This window comes from Wenzhouxiangella limi (genome assembly GCF_010499265.1).
Classification (GTDB): Bacteria; Pseudomonadota; Gammaproteobacteria; order Xanthomonadales; family Wenzhouxiangellaceae; genus Wenzhouxiangella; species Wenzhouxiangella limi.
In genome coordinates this window covers 1-16619 of record NZ_JAAGSC010000039.1, presented here as the reverse complement: position 1 = coordinate 16619, position 16619 = coordinate 1, and the positions used below count along the sequence as shown (strand labels likewise).

Genomic DNA, 16619 nt, shown 5'->3' with positions numbered 1-16619 from the left:
GAGGAGTTGAGTCATGGCCGATAGCGAATTGCTCGACATGCTGCGCCGGATTGTTTCGGCGCCGGTGCACGAGGTGGCCAAAGAGACGCCGCTGGATGCCGCGCCCTTGCTGTCGGAGCAGCTTGGGCGCACGGTGTGGCTCAAGCGCGAGGACCTGCAGCCGGTGTTCTCGTTCAAGCTCAGAGGCGCCTATGCGCGCATGAGCCGGCTGAGCGAGGAAGAATGCGCGCGCGGCGTGGTGGCGGCCAGCGCCGGTAACCATGCCCAGGGGATCGCCGTGGCGGCCAGGCGCATGGGCGTGCGCGCGCGGGTGGTGATGCCGCAGACGACGCCGGCGATCAAGGTCGACGCGGTGCGCCGGCTGGGTGCCGAGGTCATCGTCCACGGTGACTCCTACGACGCCGCGCAGGCAAAAGCCATCGCGCTGTGCAACGAGGCCGGCGCGGTGTTCATCCCGCCGTTCGACGATCCGGACGTGATCGCCGGCCAGGGCACGGTGGCCACCGAGATCCTGCGCCAGTGCGCGCACAGCCCCGACGCAGTGTTCGTGCCGGTCGGCGGCGGCGGGCTGCTGGCCGGCGTTGCCGCGGCGGTCAAGTCGCTCTCGCCGGAAACAAAAGTCATCGGCGTGGAGCCCGACGGCGCGGCCAGTTTTGCCGCCGCCCTCAAGGCCGGCGAGCCGGTCGACATCGGCCCGGTCAACCTGTTTGCCGACGGCGCGGCCGTACGCAAGGCCGGGCAGTGGACTTACCGCATCGCCGCGCCGCTGGTCGATGAGATGATCGCGGTATCGATCGACGAGATCTGCGCCGCCGTGCACGACGTGTTCCTCGACACCCGCTCGGTGATCGAGCCGGCCGGTGCGCTGGCCGTGGCCGGGATGAAGCGCTGGGTCGAGGCCGGCGGGCCGGGCGAGCACCTGGTCGCGATCAACTCCGGCGCCAACATCAGCTTCGAGCGCATGGCCCACGTGGTCGAGCGCGCCGAGATCGGTGCCGGCAGAGAAATCCTGTTTTCGGCCACCATCCCCGAGCGTCCGGGTGCCTTCCTGAATTTCTGCCGCGCGCTCGGCAAGCCGGAGCTGACCGAGTTCAACTACCGCTATTCCTCATCGGAAGAGGCGCACGTATTCGTCGGCCAGCGCATGGGCGGCGGGCGCGGGCGCCGCGACGAGCTCTACCGGCGCCTGGCCCACGCCGGTTTCCCGGTAACCGACCTGACCGACAACGAACTGGCCCGCGACCACCTGCGCCACATGGTCGGCGGGCGCTGCCCCAGTCCCGAGCGCGAAGTGCTGTATCGCTTCCAGTTCCCCGAGCGTCCGGGCGCGCTGGAGCAGTTCCTGGAGGTGCTGGCCGGCCGCTGGTCGATCAGCCTCTTCCACTACCGCAACCACGGCGCGGCCTACGGTCGGGTGCTGGCCGGGTTCCTGGTCCCGGCCGCCGATCAGCCCGCCTTCGAGCAATTTCTGGCCCGCACCGGCTACCCGCACCAGGCGGTTGCCGACGACGCGGCCGAGCAGTTTGTCGGTGCCCCGGAGCTTGGCCACGGGCAGCGCGCCGTCGGCTAGGCGCTGACGCAGGCGACGTGGTGTCGCTGCGCCGCTCGTAGGCAACCTCATATGCGCCTGATCGCATAGTGGTAATCAATGCGCTAAACTCGCAGGCTATTTATGCAGTCGTCAGGGCAGCCAGGGTGCCGGATCGGAGATTGGGTTCTCAGCGGGCGAAGAATCCCCAGTACACGCGCTTTTACCGCATCCGGGAGCGATTGAGCGGAGATTTCCACCTGTTGCTGATGGCGGTGTTCCTGGGCCTGGCAACCGCCAGTCTGCTGCCTTTCCTGCTGTATCGGATGGTTACCGGTGAGTACACAGTCGCGGCCGTCAACGGCGTGACGCTGCTGCTGCTGATCAGCGCCTTTGCCTACAGTTGGGTGACCGGCCGCACCGAAGGCACGCGCAGAATGGCCGTGGTGTACTTGGGCCTGGCGTGTTTTGTCCTGGTCAACGTGGTGGGGCACGTGCCTTACTGGGTCTATCCGATCGTCGTGGCCAACTTCATGCTGGTCGGCTGGCGCTTTGCGCTGATCGTCAATATTTCCATGGTGGTGGCCGTGACGCTGGGCGCACCGTTTTTCCAGGACGCCTCCGAGGCGATCACGTTTCTGGGGTCGGTCATCATGGTCGGGCTGTTTTCCATGATCTTCGTCGTCAATACCAACTTCCACCGCGACCGCCTGAGCGAGATGGTCTCGCGCGACGCGCTCACCGGCGCCCTGAACCGGCGGGTGCTCAGGGACGATCTGACTGACGCCATCGCCCGCTCCAAGCGCCACCGTCACCCCGTCGCGGTGGCCTTGCTCGATCTCGACAACTTCAAGCAGGTCAACGACACCCAGGGCCACGAAGTCGGCGACCAGGTCCTGATCGACCTGACCCGCATCGTGGACTCGCAAAGCCGCAAGTCAGACCGCTTTTACCGCCTGGGTGGGGAAGAGTTCGTGCTGCTGCTCGACTACACCGACCGCGAGGGCGCCGAAACCGCGCTCGGCAAGCTCAGCGCACTGCTCCGCTCGGGCCTGCGCTCACCCACCGGGCCGGTGACCGTATCCATCGGCGTGGCCATCCACGAGCCCCAAGAGACCTGGTCGCAGTGGCTGGCGCGAGCCGACCAGGCCATGTACCACGCCAAGTCCGAGGGCAAGGATCGGGTAGTGTTTGCCGATTGACTGGCGGTAGACTGCGCGTATGGCCGAAGATATTCGATGGATCCAGCGACTGGACAACTATCAGCGTGCCCTGACGCACTTGCAAAGCGCGGTGGAGTTGATGGCTGAGCGTGAGTTGAGCCAGCTGGAAAAGCAGGGCGTTATTCAGGCGTTCGAGTTCTGCTGGGAACTGGCCTGGAAGCTGCTGAAAGATTACCTGCAGTGGCAGGGGATTGCGGATCTGGCCGGTGCCCGGGACGCCACGCGCGAAGCCTTTCGGCAGGGCTTGATTGCCGATGGACAGGTCTGGATGGCCATGCTGCAGGACCGCAACCGAACGGCCCATACCTATAACGAGGCCACCATGCTCGAGCTGCTCGGTGCCATTCGCGGTGCTTACGCCAGTGAACTGACCGCTCTGGCAGACCACATGCGAGCGTTGGCCAATGAGCAAAGTTGAGTCGGCCGATTTCGGCCTCCAGGCGGGCGAGGCTGATCGCATCCGCGCCGTGCTGGCCGCCCACGGTGTCGTTGAGCAGGCGCTGGTTTACGGCTCGAGAGCCAGGGGCACCCATCGTCCCGGCTCCGATCTGGACCTGGTGCTGATCGGTCCGGTCAGCCACCAGGAGTTCAATCAGATCGAGACCGAACTGGACGACCTGCTGCTGCCCTATCCACTGGACCTCTCGGTTTACTCGCAGATTGAAAACCCGGCCCTGCTCGACCATATCCGCCGGGTGGGGCGGAGCTTGTATTCGGCCGAATGAACAAGATCAATATCGCTAGATTCTTTTGCTCAGTGCACGATAGACGCTGGCACGATCGCGTTTGCCCACTGCGATAACTAGGATCGTCATTTTACCCCGCTTGTCCCACTCTTTCCGTGCTGCCCGGTGGAAAAGGAGCCGATAGCGCACATTCACAGCTCGTCGAGTTCGGTCTCCACGAAGTCGCCGTCGCGCAGACGCTGCTGTGCTGTTTCTGCCAGTTCCCGGTCGTCGAGGATGTCAGCGATGCGCTCGAAAGCCTCCGCGGACAGGGCATAAAACGCGGGTCGATTATTGACCAGCACTGCCAGCGGCCGTCCGGCAGCCTGTTCGATGAGGCGGGTAGGGCTGCGCTTGAATTCGGTCACGCTGGCCGATAAGTCTGCTTTGAGCGTTTCCATGTTCTTTCCTGATGCCAAATATAGTGCTGAATTTAGCATGATATTTGGTTCAGGATGCAACCAGACCGTCACCAGGTCCTCGCCAAAAGTCAGGTCCTGCTCGACGATATCCGCCGGGTGGGGCGAAGCTTGTATTCAGCAGACTGAAAGAGCGCTTTACGCGGCAATGCAGTCGATTCGGTCCAGCGCTTTACCCAACTTCTGTTGAGCTTCTTCGAGGTCGTAGTCTGCTTGTAGCCCCAACCAGAATCTGGCAGAGGTGCCAAATGCGCGACTTAGCCGGACGGCGGTATCGGCGCTGATAGAGCGCTTGCCGAGCACAATTTCGTTGATCCTTCTGGGGGGTACATCGATGGACCGCGCCAAGGCGTTCTGGCTGATATTCATGGGCTTGAGGAACTCTTCAAGGAGTATTTCCCCCGGATGAATGTTTGGTAGGCGCCCGTTGGCTGTCTTGTTCATCTTTGGCTAGTCTCAGTGATAGTCGATGATCTGAACATCATGTGCGTTGGAATCCTGCCATCTGAAGCATATCCGCCACTGCGAGTTGATTCTGATGCTGTGCAAACCGGTAAAGTTGCCTTTCAAAGCTTCCAAGCGGTTCCCTGGGGGAATTCGAAGCTCTTCGAGACTGGTTGCGTTGTTCAGCATCCGCAATTTGCGCCGTGCTACCGACTGAATGGATGGTGGCAGTTTGCGGGATCCAGAGCCATCCCAGACTCGTCTGGTCTCGCGGTCTGCAAAGTTAGCAATCACGGCGAGACTATAACGTAAAACGTTATGGATGGCAAGTGGGGTGCCTACGGATACAACCAGAACGCCACCAGCGCGTCGCCGTAGAGCAGGGCGATGAAGCCGGCGGCGGCCAGGTAGGGGCCGAAGGCGATGGGGATGTCCTTGCCGCGGCGGGCGATGATCATCATCAGGATGCCGACCACGGCGCCGACCAGCGAGGCCAGCAGGATGATGACCGGCAGCAGCTGCCAGCCCAGCCAGGCGCCGAGGGCGGCGAGCAGCTTGAAATCACCGTAGCCCATGCCTTCCTTGCCGGTGGCCAGGCGGAAGGCGTGGAACACGCCCCACAGCAGCAGGTAGCCTGCGACCGCGCCGATGACGGCGTCTTCCAGGCTGGCGAACAGCTGCCAGTTGAGGTTGATCAACAAGCCGGCCCATAGCAGGGGCAGGGTGATCTGGTCGGGCAGCAGCTGGTGGTCGAAGTCGATGCCGGTGGCCGCGATCAGCGCCCACACCAGCACCAGCGCGCTCAAACCCTCCGGCCCGGGCCCGAAATGCGCCACCACCCACACCGAGACCAGCCCCGTGATCAGCTCCACCAGCGGGTAGCGCAGGCTGATGGGGGATTCGCAGTGGCGGCAGCGCGCGCGCAGCAGCAGCCAGGACACCACCGGGATATTGTCGTACCAGGCAATACCCGACCCGCACTGCGGGCAGCGCGAGCGCGGCTTGACCAGCCCCGGCGCGGCCTCGGCGGCACTGTCTTCCGCGTTGAGCTCCAGCAATTCCCGGCACTGCATGCGCCAGTCCTGCATCAGCAGCGGCGGCAGGCGCAGGATGACCACGTTCAAAAAACTGCCGACCAGCAGGCCCAACACGAAAACGGCGGTCAGAACCACCGCCGCGGGCAGGGCAAGCAAGGCCTCCATCACCACACAGCGTCCCCGAAGCCCCTGAACTGAGACCCCCGAGCCTCGAAATCAGGAATAATCACATTACTGAAGCCATCTGGAAGATCGGCAGGTACATGGCCACGACCAGTCCCCCGACGACCACGCCGACGAACACGATGATGATGGGCTCCAGCAGGCTGGAAAGCGCGTCGACCGTGTTGTTGACTTCTTCCTCGTAAAACGCTGCAACCTTGCTCAGCATGGCGTCGAGCGAGCCGGCCTCCTCGCCAATCGAGGTCATCTGAATTAGCATTGGTGGGAAAAGCCCAGTCTGCTGCATGGCCAGCTGTAATTGGTGGCCAATGGCGACGTCGTCGCGTACCTGCATCACGGCATCTTCGTAGACGATGTTACCCGTCGCGCCAGCAACAGTACCTAAGGCATCAACCAGCGGGACACCAGCGGCAAAGGTCGTTGACAGCGTGCTCGCAAAGCGCGCGAGCGCGGACTTTTCGAGTACAGGCCCAATAACCGGGATTTTCAGGGATATCCGATCAAGAAAGTGAGCAAATTTTTTGTTGCGCTTCTTGAGCTGGATCAGCGCGATCACGCCGCCTACGAAACCAACTAGCAGCAGCCAACCCCGTTGTTGCATGAAGTGGGATAAATCCACAACCATTCGAGTGAAAGCCGGCAAGTCAGCACCGAATCCCTGAAATAGATCCTCGAATTGCGGAATAACGACGATGAGCAATAGCGCCGTTACGGCAATGGCTACCGCAACTACGGTGGCGGGATAGAAGAGCGCCTTCTTGACCTTGCCCTTGATGGATTCGATACGTTCCTTATAGTCAGCGATCGAAGCCAAAACTTCGTCCAGCACGCCGGCTGATTCGCCGGCTTCGACAAGGTTGACGTAAAGTTCGTCAAAATACAACGGATGTTTTTTTAGAGATTCGGATAACGCGGATCCGGACTCCACCTCGCCACGGATGTCGGTTATCAGTTTCTTCATCCGCGGATTTTCGGTGGCCTGCCCGATAATAGTAAAAGACTGCACCAACGGTATCCCGGAGGTCAGCATCGTGGCCAGCTGTCGGGTAAAAACGGAGATATCTTTGGCGCCGATGCGCTTGCCGGCGCTGCCAAACAGCGGCTTGGGCTTCTTGCGCACCCGGGAGGGGATAATGCCCATCTGGCGCAGCTCGGCCTTGATGAACATCTCGTTGCGGCCGACCCGCTCGCCGGTCATCTTCTTACCGCGCTTGTCCTTGCCCTCCCAGAGAAAGGTGTCCATCTCCTGCTTGGTCGTCGCCATCAGATCAGCCCTCGGTCAAGCTTTGCGCCAGAAGTCATTGTAAACCCGAATTTTCGGCGGCCAGGGGTGTAATTGCAAGTGGGACGCGGGAGGGGGAGATCCCGGCTCTTCGGCCGGGATGACAGGGCATAAGGGCAGGGGCGCCAGGCAAATTCGCGGCAGCGCCACCAAGCAAGCAGCCTGCAGCCCCGCCAGGCAAGCACCCTGCAGCCCCGCCAAGCAAGCACCCTGCAGCCCCGCCAAGCAAGCACCCTGTCGCCCCGGACTTGATCCGGGGCCTCCAGCCTCAATCCTTGGTTACCCGGTTCATTTCCACCAGCCCGACCTTCCCCTGCTTGACCTTGTTCAGCGCGGCGCGGCGCAGGTCGATGATGCCTTCATCCCTGGCCTGCTTGGCGAGGTCCAGCGCCGAGCCGCCAGCCAGGATGATGCGCTCCATCTGCTCGGTTACCGGCATCACCTGGAAAATGCCGGTCCGGCCCTTGTAGCCGGCGGTGCACTGGTCGCAGCCCACCGGCTGGAAGATCTTCATGCCCTCGTCGATCTCTTCCTGGCCGTAGCCCAGCTTCAGCAGGGCCTCGGGCGGGACGTCGTCGGGTTTTTTGCAGCTGTGCAGGGTTCGCGCCAGGCGCTGGGCCAGTACCAGGTTGACGGTGGAGACGATGTTGTAGCTGGGCACGCCCATATTGGCCAGGCGGGCGATGGAGGCCGGGGCGTCGTTGGTGTGCAGGGTAGACAGCACCAGGTGACCGGTCTGGGCAGCCTTGATGGCGATCTCGGCGGTTTCCAGGTCGCGGATTTCGCCGACCATGATGATGTCGGGATCCTGGCGCAGGAACGAGCGCAGCGCGGTGGCAAAGGTCAGGCCCTGCTTGAGGTTCTGCTGAACCTGGTTGATGCCCTTCATGCGGATTTCCACCGGGTCTTCCACGGTGGAGATATTGCGGTCTTCCTGGTTGAGCAGCCCCAGCGCGGTATACAGGGTCACCGTTTTACCCGAGCCGGTCGGCCCGGTCACCAGCACCATGCCGTAGGGCCGGTTGATGGCGTCCAGGTACAGTTCCTGCTGTTCGGGCTCGAAACCCAGCTTTTCGGGACCCAAGTAGGCGCCGGAGGAATCCAGGATACGCAGCACGACCTTTTCCCCCCACAGCGTCGGGCAGGTGGAGACGCGAAAGTCATAAGCCTGCCCGCGCGAGATATTGAGCTTGATGCGCCCGTCCTGCGGCACCCGGCGCTCGGCGATGTCCATGCTAGACATCACCTTCAACCGAGCCGACAGGCGCGGCGCCATGCGCTTGGGCGGACGCACCTGTGTGATCAGCATGCCGTCGACCCGAAAGCGCACCCGGTAGTCGTCCTCGTAGGGCTCGAAGTGAATATCGGACGCCCCCTTGCGAATGGCATCGACCAGCACCTTGTTGACAAAGCGCACCACCGGCGCGTCGTCCGCACCGGCCTCGGCCTGGGTTCCTTGATCATCCTCGGGCCCGGCCGCATCGAACTTGAGATCGCCCAGGCCCTCTTCTTCCTCATCTAGCTCGCCAAAGGCCTGCGAGGACCCGGCCAGGGCGCGGTCCAGCGCCGGCTCGATGGCGGAGAAGGGCGCCAGCACGGCATCCAGCGAGTAGCCGGTGGAAAAGGCGATCTCGTCCAGCCCGGCCTTGTTGCCGGGGTCGGCGACAGCCACGTACAGGCGCTTGCCGCGAAGCGCCAGCGGCACGATCAGGTGCTTGCGCAGCAAATCCTCGTTGACCGACTGGATGGGTGAATTCCTGAGGTTGACGGCGTTGAGGTCGACCATCGGCATGCCGAAATCGGTCGCGGCCACGTGGGCAAAGCCCGAGGCATCGACCAGCTTGTCGCGCACCAGGTGGCTGGTGAAGGTCCGCCCTTTTTCGCCGGCCTTGGCCTGGGCCTCCAGCGCCTTTTCTTCCGAAATCAGCTGGGCATCGACCAGCTTGCGGGCGATGTTGCTGAGTCGAAGCCCGGCCGGGGCGCTTTCTGCGTACATCATGCGCGAGCCTTCACTGTTATTGTCCTAGCCTGGACAACTATAACATCGAGGCAGGTAGCTTGTGAACTAGCGCTACTCTTTACTGACGTAGAAACGAGAAGTTCTCGTAAAAGACAATAATCTAGTTCACAGCGCTACACACCCCTCCGGGATGTGTCTTTCTAAAAGCCCATTGGTTTGGCAAGCCCAAGAGCCGGATGAGGACCGTTGAAGCGTTAGGGTACCGGAATTCACTACAGGATTACCCCTTATCAAACATTGAATTGAACCTTCTTCACCAGAAATTATTGAAATATTTTCACATCGCGTTGTCGATTCTTGAAGTCCGATTGAAGTCACGTCATTTGTAACGATGTTTTGCTGAATGACAATTGATTCGAACGATGTCTTTCCCCCGGCAATATCGGCTAATGCATTGCCCACTTGGGCTCGTGCCGTAAAGTCCTGATAAATCGCGTAGGCAAGGGCCGCAATAATCCCAAGAATGGCGATCACCACTAAAAGCTCAATTAGCGTGAATCCTGAAGTCTGTTTTTTCATAGGCAGAGCACAACTAAGAATTTTTTAATGGCCTTAATTTGTATAATTTTGCGGGCAAACTTTCGTTGCCCGCAAAATTTCAAGACTAAAGACTCATGCTTTACATTCAAGTATCGTCTTCGCAACCATCAGGGCGTATCGTCTTCGCAACCATCAGGGCGATATTTTTCATCAAGAGCAGCCGAAGCGGTGCAATCATAGGATCCGGTGGAGGTGCGTGTGAGCGTAATAGTCTCCCCATTCACTTGAGGATTTCCGGTAATTTCACATGCAATACTCCCTGTTGCTCCTGGCGAGACTGTGATGCTGCATCGAGTGGTTGAGCCTTGAAGGCCAATGGCTTCTAAATCAATATTGGCTGCGTCACCTCGCTGCACCAACTCTTCAAAAGCCGTTACGCCACCACGAATATCTGACAGCCCACCAGCGACTTGCGCCCGGGCCACATAATCTTGATATGCCGGTAGTGCAATGGCGGCCAGAATGGCGATGATGGCCACGACGATCATCAGCTCGATCAACGTGAAACCGGATTGTTTACGAATGTTGTTCATGATTTAAATTTCTCCGTGCATGGTTTTTGAACGTCAAAGTGGCTGGCTTAAACCTTAAATTTCTACTTGCCAACTTGCCTTCATAAATGCAATTTCCGTGCCGCATCTCTCTATCTGAAGATACCTGACCCATTGGGTTTGGATCATTTGTTCGAATTTGAAGCCCGATGTAGCATCTGGAGTTGCGGGGAGCGAAAATAGGCAGTAACTGACAAATTGTGTCACTGTCACCGAATCCGCGCCTCCTGAGCAGAATGAGACGCCCGTGCCAGCTGATTCGCGACAAGGTCGTGGCCGCGTTGGCGTAAATTAATTTGCAGGCGATTGATCCAGTCAGCGTCCAGATCAGCAACACGCGGTGAACGAAGCAGGATAGATAAGGCCAGATCCTGGTCTCCAAGGTTCTCGAGAGCGTGTAGAGCAAAATTAAAGTAATGAAAATCATCTACTTTAGGGTGCTGCAGCAAGGCTAGCCCAACTTCCATTATCCGATTCTCATCCAAGCGAATTCCGCTGTCGTAAGCCTGCAGAAGCGATAAAGCCGCGTGTTTGTGTTGGAGGCTTGCGGGTCCCCGGTTCATTTTTTCGACAACTCCGTCCCATAGGTCATCGCCGATTGATAGGTCATGCGTCGAGTAGAGAATAAGCAGGGCATGCTCCGGCAGCGGTGAAGCGTTTGCCGCCGTTCGGGCAAGTTGAAATTCGTTTTCGGCAAATCGGAAAAAGGGTGAATTGATGTTTCCACCAGCAAAGTCGAGGTATACAGTGCCCAGCTGGTAGATAGCGCGTTCGGAGTCGGGATTGCTGTTCTTCAGGTGCATGGCAAGGTTTAGTGGGTCGCCCCAGGTTGCCGCCGTTGGCAGAGTTATCGCTAATAACCCTATGGGTATAGAGGCCCCGGCCACCAGATTGGCGCCCGCCGAGATCCTATTGAGGACTGGAATGACCAGGCCTGCAATCGCCAGCAAAACAAAGAATGTGCCCAGGTAGTTGCGGTGCTCAAAGGCCAATTCCAGAGGGGCAATGTTACTTGTCAGGAAATGGCTAGCCAAAAAAAGCAGGATGCCCGCTGTAAATAGCGGAACTTTTTTGACCATTGTGAACGCAGCCAAAATCAGAAAACCGAGTCCCCCAAGGCTTGAAGCCGTTGAGGCGGGTCGAAGCAGTCCGGTCGAGACTGCGTAGTTGTCATAGAAGAATAAATAGTTTGCCGGGTGCGGCCAGAGGATATGGCATAGATACATCCAGAGAATTCGTGGCTGTGTCAAGACGCGCTCGCTCATGTTGAAATTTCGGGCCGCAAAAGCCTCCGGATGGCTATATCTTGGAATGGCGTAAAACAAATAGAGCAGTATCCCGATGCCTGCCAAGGCGATATAAATCGAAACGAGTAGTCTTTTGTCACGTGCGGACTGGCAGCGAAATCGGAAGAGAAACGCCTCCGTCACGCCGGTAAGAACTGGCAGCAATAACCCGGTTTCCTTAGAAAAAATGGCCGGAAGCACCATGGTCCAACCGGCGATAATCCAACCCCAACCCGCTTCGGAACCGGCCACAAGCAGAATGCGACCCCTAACGTAGCCAATCACTCCAAGCAAGATGAAGGTGGCTGCCAGTATCTCCATGCGCTGGACAACGTACATGACCGTTGAGACCAAATAAGGATGGAGCGCCCAGGTCAGTGCCAATATCAAAGCACCGAAAAATATCTTCCCGGTCATCTCGCCTGAGCGACTGAGCTGGGATTGCAGAAGCAGAATGCTTAGCGTGAAGACCAGTATTCCATTGATTGCATGCAGGATCAGGTTGCTTTTTTTAAAAGAAGCAGCGCCACCATTGCCCCGATAGTGGTCCAGCGCGAAGGTCAGCATAGGCAGCGGGCGGTTTTGGAGCCCGCTGCGGAACGAAAATGCGGCCGTCTTTAAATTTTCCAGGCTGACCTCTTCGATAGCGAGCGCTGGGTTCTTGTCGACCACGTAGGCATCGTCGAAAATAAAGCCGCCGGACAGTGCAGGCCAATAGGCAAGAGTCGTCGTCGTGGCGATGATTACGGTCGCCAGGAGATACAATGCAAAGCGAGGCCGGGTGAGAGCTTGATCCATATTAATTCCTGCCACTTAGAGTCAGAATATTACCGTATTGACACTTTGATAGTTAGCTGTTACAGGGTAGACTGTTAATCAGGCTTTTGGCGCTACCTGCCCTTAGACGACTGGCGAGTAGGCTAAATAGGGATCCAATGCTTTCTGTAAATAAACCGAAACTTGTCATATGGCTGCTGCCAGTTTTGCTCGTGCTGGTCACTCTGAGCTATTGGCCAGGTCTATCTGGCCCGTTTCTTTTTGACGACAAACCAAACATTACTGACAACCCGGCGGTCCAGGTCGGCGACTGGACCGTGGCGAGCGTTCAGACAGCGGCGACCGCCTACGGCAGTGGTCTTCCGCATAGGCCGATTTCCACGCTGAGCATTGCGTTGGATTATTCACTATGGTCCGGCGATGTCTTTGGTTTTAAAGTATCCAATCTGCTGTTCCACCTGGTCAATACGATACTCGTTTTCGTTTTGGCGGGCAGGTTACTGAGGTTAGTGGATCCCCAGGACTCCCGTCATTGGGGTGAGGGAGCCGCATTCTTGGTGGCGGCTGTCTGGGCTTTGCATCCACTACAGGTGTCGACTGTCTTGTACGTGGTGCAGCGTATGGAAATGCTGGCAGCGATGTTTATCTTGCTATCGCTTCTTGCCTACATTGAGGGCAGGGAGCGGCTTTCTAGCGAACCCTCCTCGGGTTGGTCATTTTTGGGTTTGGCCGGATTTATGACCTCCTTAGCCTTCCTGAGCAAGGAAACGGGCGTACTTGCACCCTTGTTCATGCTGGCGCTAGAGTTGACTGCCTTTCGGTCAGTTTCTAGTTCAGCGCGCAATGTTCGGGTTTTGAAGGGCCTATTCTCGGCTGTACTGGTTGCCTACCTATTGATATACCTGGTTTGGCTTGTTCCGGAGTATGTAGACAGCGGAAGATTCGTCACTCGCGAATTTACCTGGGGAGAGCGGTTGCTGACCCAGTTGCGCGTGCTCCCTATGTATATTGGTTGGATCCTCTTTCCGTTGCCCGATCAGTATCTTTTCTACTACGATCATTATGATCACTCCATGAGCCTGGTGCAGCCGATGACTACACTCCTTGGCGGTGGTGCTATTTTCCTTCTCGCGATGGCTGCATGGTTTACGCGCAAGAGGCTGCCGCTGGTTTCGCTTGGATTAGCCTGGTTCTTCCTCGCTCATTCTCTGACTAGCAACATTTTTTCTCTTGAGTTAGTGTTCGAGCACAGAAACTACCTTGCTCTTTTTGGAATCATCCTGGCTTTAACCGGGCTGATGCGATGGCTGAATTGGCGACCAAGCTTCGGAGCCTCTTGGGTAATTGGCGTTTCGCTGATACTAGGGCTAATGTCTATCACCGCTGTTCGCACTGCTACCTGGGGCGACAGATTAAATCTGGCACGGCACCATGTCGAGGTGAATCCGGCCTCGCCGAGAGCCGGGCTTGACCTAGCTGAAATCTACCTTGAGTTTTCGGATGGGCTCGCGAACTCCCTCTTCATGGAGATGGCTATGTCTGAGTTTGAACGCGTGGCGGACTTGCCCAAAGCCACCATGATTCCGGATCAAGCGCTGATTCTGAATTTGGTTCATCTGGAAACTAAGATTCCAACTCATGTTTGGCGGCGCTTGTACAAAAAAGCTCAAGGTCGTCCGTTGGCAGCACCGGAGCTGGATGCCGTTTACTCCTTGATCCAGTCCGGCTATAAAGGGGTTGAAATTCCCAGCGAGAGGCTGCGAATGCTTTTCGAGATCCTGCAGGCGCGGCCTGAGACTCCACCAGTGCTATTTGTACGTTTTGGTTACTATGCGGCCAAGACCTTGGAGGATAGTGATTGGGCTGAAGAAGCTTTTTTGGAAGCAAAGGACCGGCTGTCTGGGTCACCGCAAGATTTGGCGGCGCTCAGGTCTGAGTTACAAGAGGCAAAGATATCGGTGCCGGGCCTATCTTGTTACCCTACTAATTAAGTTGCGCAATGTTTGGTCAGCATGAAAATGCCAGCAATCCGCGGGGCACCGAATCGACTAAGCTAAGCGAGTGGCCTCGGCTACTAGTACTAGCATCAACCTACCCCCGCTGGCCCGGCGACCACGAACCCGGCTTCGTCCACCAACTCTCCCGCCGTCTGACCGACCTCTTCAAAGTTCGGGTGCTCACCCCGCACCACGCCGGCGCCGCGCGCCAAGAGCAGCGCGACGGCGTCGACGTGCGGCGTTATCGTTACGCGCCGGAGCAGTTGGAAACGCTGATCTACGATGGTGGCATGGTGACGAATCTCCGCCGTCAGCCGCTGAAGTGGCTGTTGGTGCCGCTGTTTTTCCTGGCTCAGCTGTGGGCGACCTGGCGGCAGGTCAGAACCTGGCGGCCGGACGTGATCCATGCCCATTGGCTGATACCTCAGGGTCTGATGGCCGCAATGTTGGCGGCAAGCCCGCGGTTCCCGCCCTTTCTCGTCACCTCGCACGGTGCAGACCTGCACGCCCTGCGATTTTGGCCCATGCCAGCGCTAAAACGGTTTGTCGCCCGTCGCGCGGCCGGCTTCTGTGTGGTGAGCTGGCCCATGTTTGAAAGCCTCGAGAAAAACGGTTTCGTTGGCCACGGTGCGCTTGTCGAATCCACGGGCTTATATTTGCGGAACCGGTTCCTTATGGACCTATGCGTAGTTCGGTTAGGCAAAGGAACCATGTTTTTCGGACGGGGGTTGAAGAAAAAGAACCTTCGCTACCGTCTGGACGCGCTTCACGTCATTACCAAGGCGCTCTTGTTGCGGCGATGGGTCGTTTCATCGCAGTCACCTCTAAACTTTCTATCGGACAGCATCCATGCGCATCCTGTTTGACATCACGCACCCGGCGCATGTGCACTTTTTCCGCAACCCGATCCGCATGCTCGTCGATGCGGGACACGTGGTTAAGGTTACCAGTCGCGACAAGGATTGCACTCTTCAGCTGCTGGATCGCTTCGGGATCCCAAATGAGTGTCTGTCCGACCAGAATTCTGGTGGAATTCTCGGGATGGCCGGTGAACTATTACTCCGGGACTCCAGATTATTTCGAGTTGCCAGGGACTTCCGTCCCGACGTGCTCGCTGCAATCGGTGGAATCTGGGTCGCACAGGTAGGCTGGCTATTGCGCAAGCCATCAGTGGTTTTCTACGATACCGAAACCGCGCGCCTTCAGAACGCGCTGACGTATCCGTTCGCTACGCGTATCGTTGTGCCCGAGTGCTACACAGGCAAGCTGCCCGAGCACAAAGCAGTTCGATACCGTGGGTACCATGAGCTTTCCTACCTTCATCCCAACTACTTCACGCCCCGCCGAGAAATCGCGCTGGAGAATGGACTCGCGCCTGATGGCGACACGTTCCTGATTCGTTTAGTTTCTTGGAAGGCCAGCCACGATGTTGGACTAAAAGGCTGGAGCGCTGAGTTACTTGGTGCTGTGGTGGACACTCTACGCTCACGTGGTCGTGTAGTCATTTCCGCTGAGGGTGATCTTCCCGCCCACCTGAGGTCTCTGCGATATTGCGGCGATACCGCTCAGATACATCATCTAATGGCATTTTGCCGAGCTTCTGTCGGAGAAAGCGCTACCATGACTTCCGAGTGTGTTGTGATGGGTGTGCCTGCAGTTTACGCTGCGACAGAATCCCGCGGCTACGTTAACGAACAGGCGGAACGTTACGGAATGGTGAAGATCGCGCCTGCCGTGCAATGTGACGAAATCATCTGTGCCATCGAAGCGATCTTGGATGTGCGGGAAGAAGAAATCGAAAAGAGGCACCGGAGATTACTTGACGAAACGGTCGATGTGACAGGAGCGGTGGTTTCACAAATAATTCAAGGTGCGAGAAAATAATGATGACGGAGATGAGCTCATTTGGCAGAGAAAACAAGCTATTGTTAAAATGATGGTGGTTAAATTTCACCTAACTTATATCGAAGAGATGTCAGGTAACAGTGCGACTAAGCCAAGGACGCAGGCCAGTATTTCTCAATTTTGGAGTTTGATTTTCCACTCCGGTTCCTCACCATATCCTACAAGCCTCATTAAATCACCGCATAATCGATCTACTACACGTGCCTGATCGGGAGACCAGTTCAGCCATTCGGGTGCATGCCCTGTGCTCGCGTTCTGCACGCGGCTTGTAAATTCTCTTGGAACGGTCACCGGGTAACGATAACTCGTGTGGTCAGCAGCAAAATTGACTAAACGATTGACAGTGGATATATCAGACGGCCTAAATAACTCTTCGAATAGAAAAATCGCAACCTTGGGATTATTTTCTGCGCTTCTCAAGAGCTTGCGATATATGAGGCTCCACTCCCAAGCAAGCCGTTCAAAAGTGCCAAAAGAACCCCATTCTCGGACCCATTGCGTGTCGCCGGTGCTCTCTGGAGTGAGGCGGCCAGGCGGGAAATACCATGCTGGGTCAAACCACCGATATCGCACACCCTTGTTTAACCAAGATCTAATCCATGTGCGAGGGCCCTGTGTGTCAACATCCAGTCCAACAGTTCCTGATCGGTTTTATCTGTAACATTCAGGGCGCTAACGGAGTGGAAACATGTCTGATTCCAA

Annotated in this window: 16 protein-coding genes; 7 read left to right on the top strand and 9 right to left on the bottom strand. The window is 57.6% G+C overall.

Translation table 11 applies throughout. The features are described 5' to 3' along the window. Positions 1–13 precede the first annotated feature (13 nt). The 4 genes from ilvA to G3I74_RS05785 all read left to right on the top strand — a co-directional run bounded on the left by ilvA (position 14) and on the right by G3I74_RS05785 (position 3476). Positions 14–1570 carry a threonine ammonia-lyase, biosynthetic gene (gene ilvA / locus G3I74_RS05800; RefSeq protein WP_239056655.1) on the top strand — a complete coding sequence of 519 codons (1557 nt, stop codon included), beginning with the start codon at positions 14–16 and terminating at the stop codon, positions 1568–1570. Positions 1571–1770: 200 nt separating this feature from the next. Then, positions 1771–2730: a GGDEF domain-containing protein gene (locus G3I74_RS05795; RefSeq protein ID WP_203594578.1), complete on the top strand. Its 960-nt coding sequence runs from the start codon at positions 1771–1773 to the stop codon at positions 2728–2730. Positions 2731–2749: 19 nt separating this feature from the next. Beyond that, entirely contained in the window at positions 2750–3169 is a 420-nt protein-coding gene (locus G3I74_RS05790) for a nucleotidyltransferase substrate binding protein (RefSeq protein WP_164210642.1), read from the top strand. Next, on the top strand, positions 3156–3476 hold the full coding sequence (locus G3I74_RS05785) for a nucleotidyltransferase domain-containing protein (RefSeq protein WP_164210641.1): 321 nt from the start codon (positions 3156–3158) through the stop codon (positions 3474–3476). The genes G3I74_RS05790 and G3I74_RS05785 overlap by 14 nt, the downstream gene beginning before the upstream one ends. Before the next feature lie 152 nt (positions 3477–3628). Here G3I74_RS05785 and G3I74_RS05780 read toward each other — a convergent pair whose 3' ends face one another. From G3I74_RS05780 to G3I74_RS05740, 9 genes are all read right to left on the bottom strand, one after another. Next, positions 3629–3877 (bottom strand): type II toxin-antitoxin system Phd/YefM family antitoxin, encoded by a 249-nt coding sequence (locus tag G3I74_RS05780; RefSeq protein ID WP_164210640.1) that lies wholly within the window; start codon positions 3875–3877, stop codon positions 3629–3631. Between the two features lie 156 nt (positions 3878–4033). Continuing rightward, on the bottom strand, positions 4034–4339 hold the full coding sequence (locus G3I74_RS05775; protein ID WP_164210639.1) for a HigA family addiction module antitoxin: 306 nt from the start codon (positions 4337–4339) through the stop codon (positions 4034–4036). Positions 4340–4351: 12 nt separating this feature from the next. Then, positions 4352–4633 (bottom strand): type II toxin-antitoxin system RelE/ParE family toxin, encoded by a 282-nt coding sequence (locus G3I74_RS05770; RefSeq protein ID WP_164210638.1) that lies wholly within the window; start codon positions 4631–4633, stop codon positions 4352–4354. Between the two features lie 44 nt (positions 4634–4677). Continuing rightward, positions 4678–5541 (bottom strand): prepilin peptidase, encoded by an 864-nt coding sequence (locus tag G3I74_RS05765; RefSeq protein ID WP_164210637.1) that lies wholly within the window; start codon positions 5539–5541, stop codon positions 4678–4680. 61 nt (positions 5542–5602) lie between these two features. Next, positions 5603–6823, bottom strand: coding sequence for a type II secretion system F family protein (locus tag G3I74_RS05760; RefSeq protein WP_203594577.1), 1221 nt, complete (start codon positions 6821–6823; stop codon positions 5603–5605). Between the two features lie 286 nt (positions 6824–7109). Next, the gene (pilB, locus tag G3I74_RS05755; RefSeq protein WP_239056653.1) at positions 7110–8840 is read right to left on the bottom strand and encodes a type IV-A pilus assembly ATPase PilB; all 1731 of its coding nucleotides are present in this window, start codon (positions 8838–8840) and stop codon (positions 7110–7112) included. 126 nt (positions 8841–8966) lie between these two features. Beyond that, on the bottom strand, positions 8967–9380 hold the full coding sequence (locus G3I74_RS16090) for a pilin (protein ID WP_164210875.1): 414 nt from the start codon (positions 9378–9380) through the stop codon (positions 8967–8969). 128 nt (positions 9381–9508) lie between these two features. Then, a complete protein-coding gene (locus G3I74_RS05745) occupies positions 9509–9925 on the bottom strand; it encodes a pilin (RefSeq protein ID WP_420823070.1) in 417 nt (138 codons plus the stop codon). Positions 9926–10161: 236 nt separating this feature from the next. Then, the gene (locus G3I74_RS05740) at positions 10162–12036 is read right to left on the bottom strand and encodes a hypothetical protein (RefSeq protein WP_164210635.1); all 1875 of its coding nucleotides are present in this window, start codon (positions 12034–12036) and stop codon (positions 10162–10164) included. A gap of 137 nt (positions 12037–12173) precedes the next feature. Between G3I74_RS05740 and G3I74_RS05735 the strand changes: the two genes are divergently transcribed. From G3I74_RS05735 to G3I74_RS05725, 3 genes are read left to right on the top strand one after another with little or no spacing between them, the layout of a single operon-like run. Beyond that, positions 12174–14006 carry an ArnT family glycosyltransferase gene (locus G3I74_RS05735; protein WP_164210634.1) on the top strand — a complete coding sequence of 611 codons (1833 nt, stop codon included), beginning with the start codon at positions 12174–12176 and terminating at the stop codon, positions 14004–14006. 8 nt (positions 14007–14014) lie between these two features. After that, entirely contained in the window at positions 14015–14878 is an 864-nt protein-coding gene (locus tag G3I74_RS05730) for a glycosyltransferase (RefSeq protein ID WP_164210633.1), read from the top strand. Then, positions 14862–15896 (top strand): DUF354 domain-containing protein, encoded by a 1035-nt coding sequence (locus G3I74_RS05725; RefSeq protein WP_164210632.1) that lies wholly within the window; start codon positions 14862–14864, stop codon positions 15894–15896. Before G3I74_RS05730 ends, G3I74_RS05725 begins: the two co-directional genes overlap by 17 nt. Positions 15897–16619: the final 723 nt, after the last annotated feature.

Coding starts and splice junctions, on each gene's coding strand:
- G3I74_RS16090 (WP_164210875.1), bottom strand. CDS start 9,380: ATGAAAAAACAGACTTCAGGATTCACGCTAATTGAGCTTTTAGTGGTG.
- G3I74_RS05730 (WP_164210633.1), top strand. CDS start 14,015: ATGTTTGGTCAGCATGAAAATGCCAGCAATCCGCGGGGCACCGAATCG.
- G3I74_RS05790 (WP_164210642.1), top strand. CDS start 2,750: ATGGCCGAAGATATTCGATGGATCCAGCGACTGGACAACTATCAGCGT.
- G3I74_RS05785 (WP_164210641.1), top strand. CDS start 3,156: ATGAGCAAAGTTGAGTCGGCCGATTTCGGCCTCCAGGCGGGCGAGGCT.
- G3I74_RS05765 (WP_164210637.1), bottom strand. CDS start 5,541: ATGGAGGCCTTGCTTGCCCTGCCCGCGGCGGTGGTTCTGACCGCCGTT.
- pilB (WP_239056653.1), bottom strand. CDS start 8,840: ATGATGTACGCAGAAAGCGCCCCGGCCGGGCTTCGACTCAGCAACATC.
- G3I74_RS05760 (WP_203594577.1), bottom strand. CDS start 6,823: ATGGCGACGACCAAGCAGGAGATGGACACCTTTCTCTGGGAGGGCAAG.
- G3I74_RS05775 (WP_164210639.1), bottom strand. CDS start 4,339: ATGAACAAGACAGCCAACGGGCGCCTACCAAACATTCATCCGGGGGAA.
- ilvA (WP_239056655.1), top strand. CDS start 14: ATGGCCGATAGCGAATTGCTCGACATGCTGCGCCGGATTGTTTCGGCG.
- G3I74_RS05740 (WP_164210635.1), bottom strand. CDS start 12,036: ATGGATCAAGCTCTCACCCGGCCTCGCTTTGCATTGTATCTCCTGGCG.
- G3I74_RS05780 (WP_164210640.1), bottom strand. CDS start 3,877: ATGGAAACGCTCAAAGCAGACTTATCGGCCAGCGTGACCGAATTCAAG.
- G3I74_RS05725 (WP_164210632.1), top strand. CDS start 14,862: ATGCGCATCCTGTTTGACATCACGCACCCGGCGCATGTGCACTTTTTC.
- G3I74_RS05735 (WP_164210634.1), top strand. CDS start 12,174: ATGCTTTCTGTAAATAAACCGAAACTTGTCATATGGCTGCTGCCAGTT.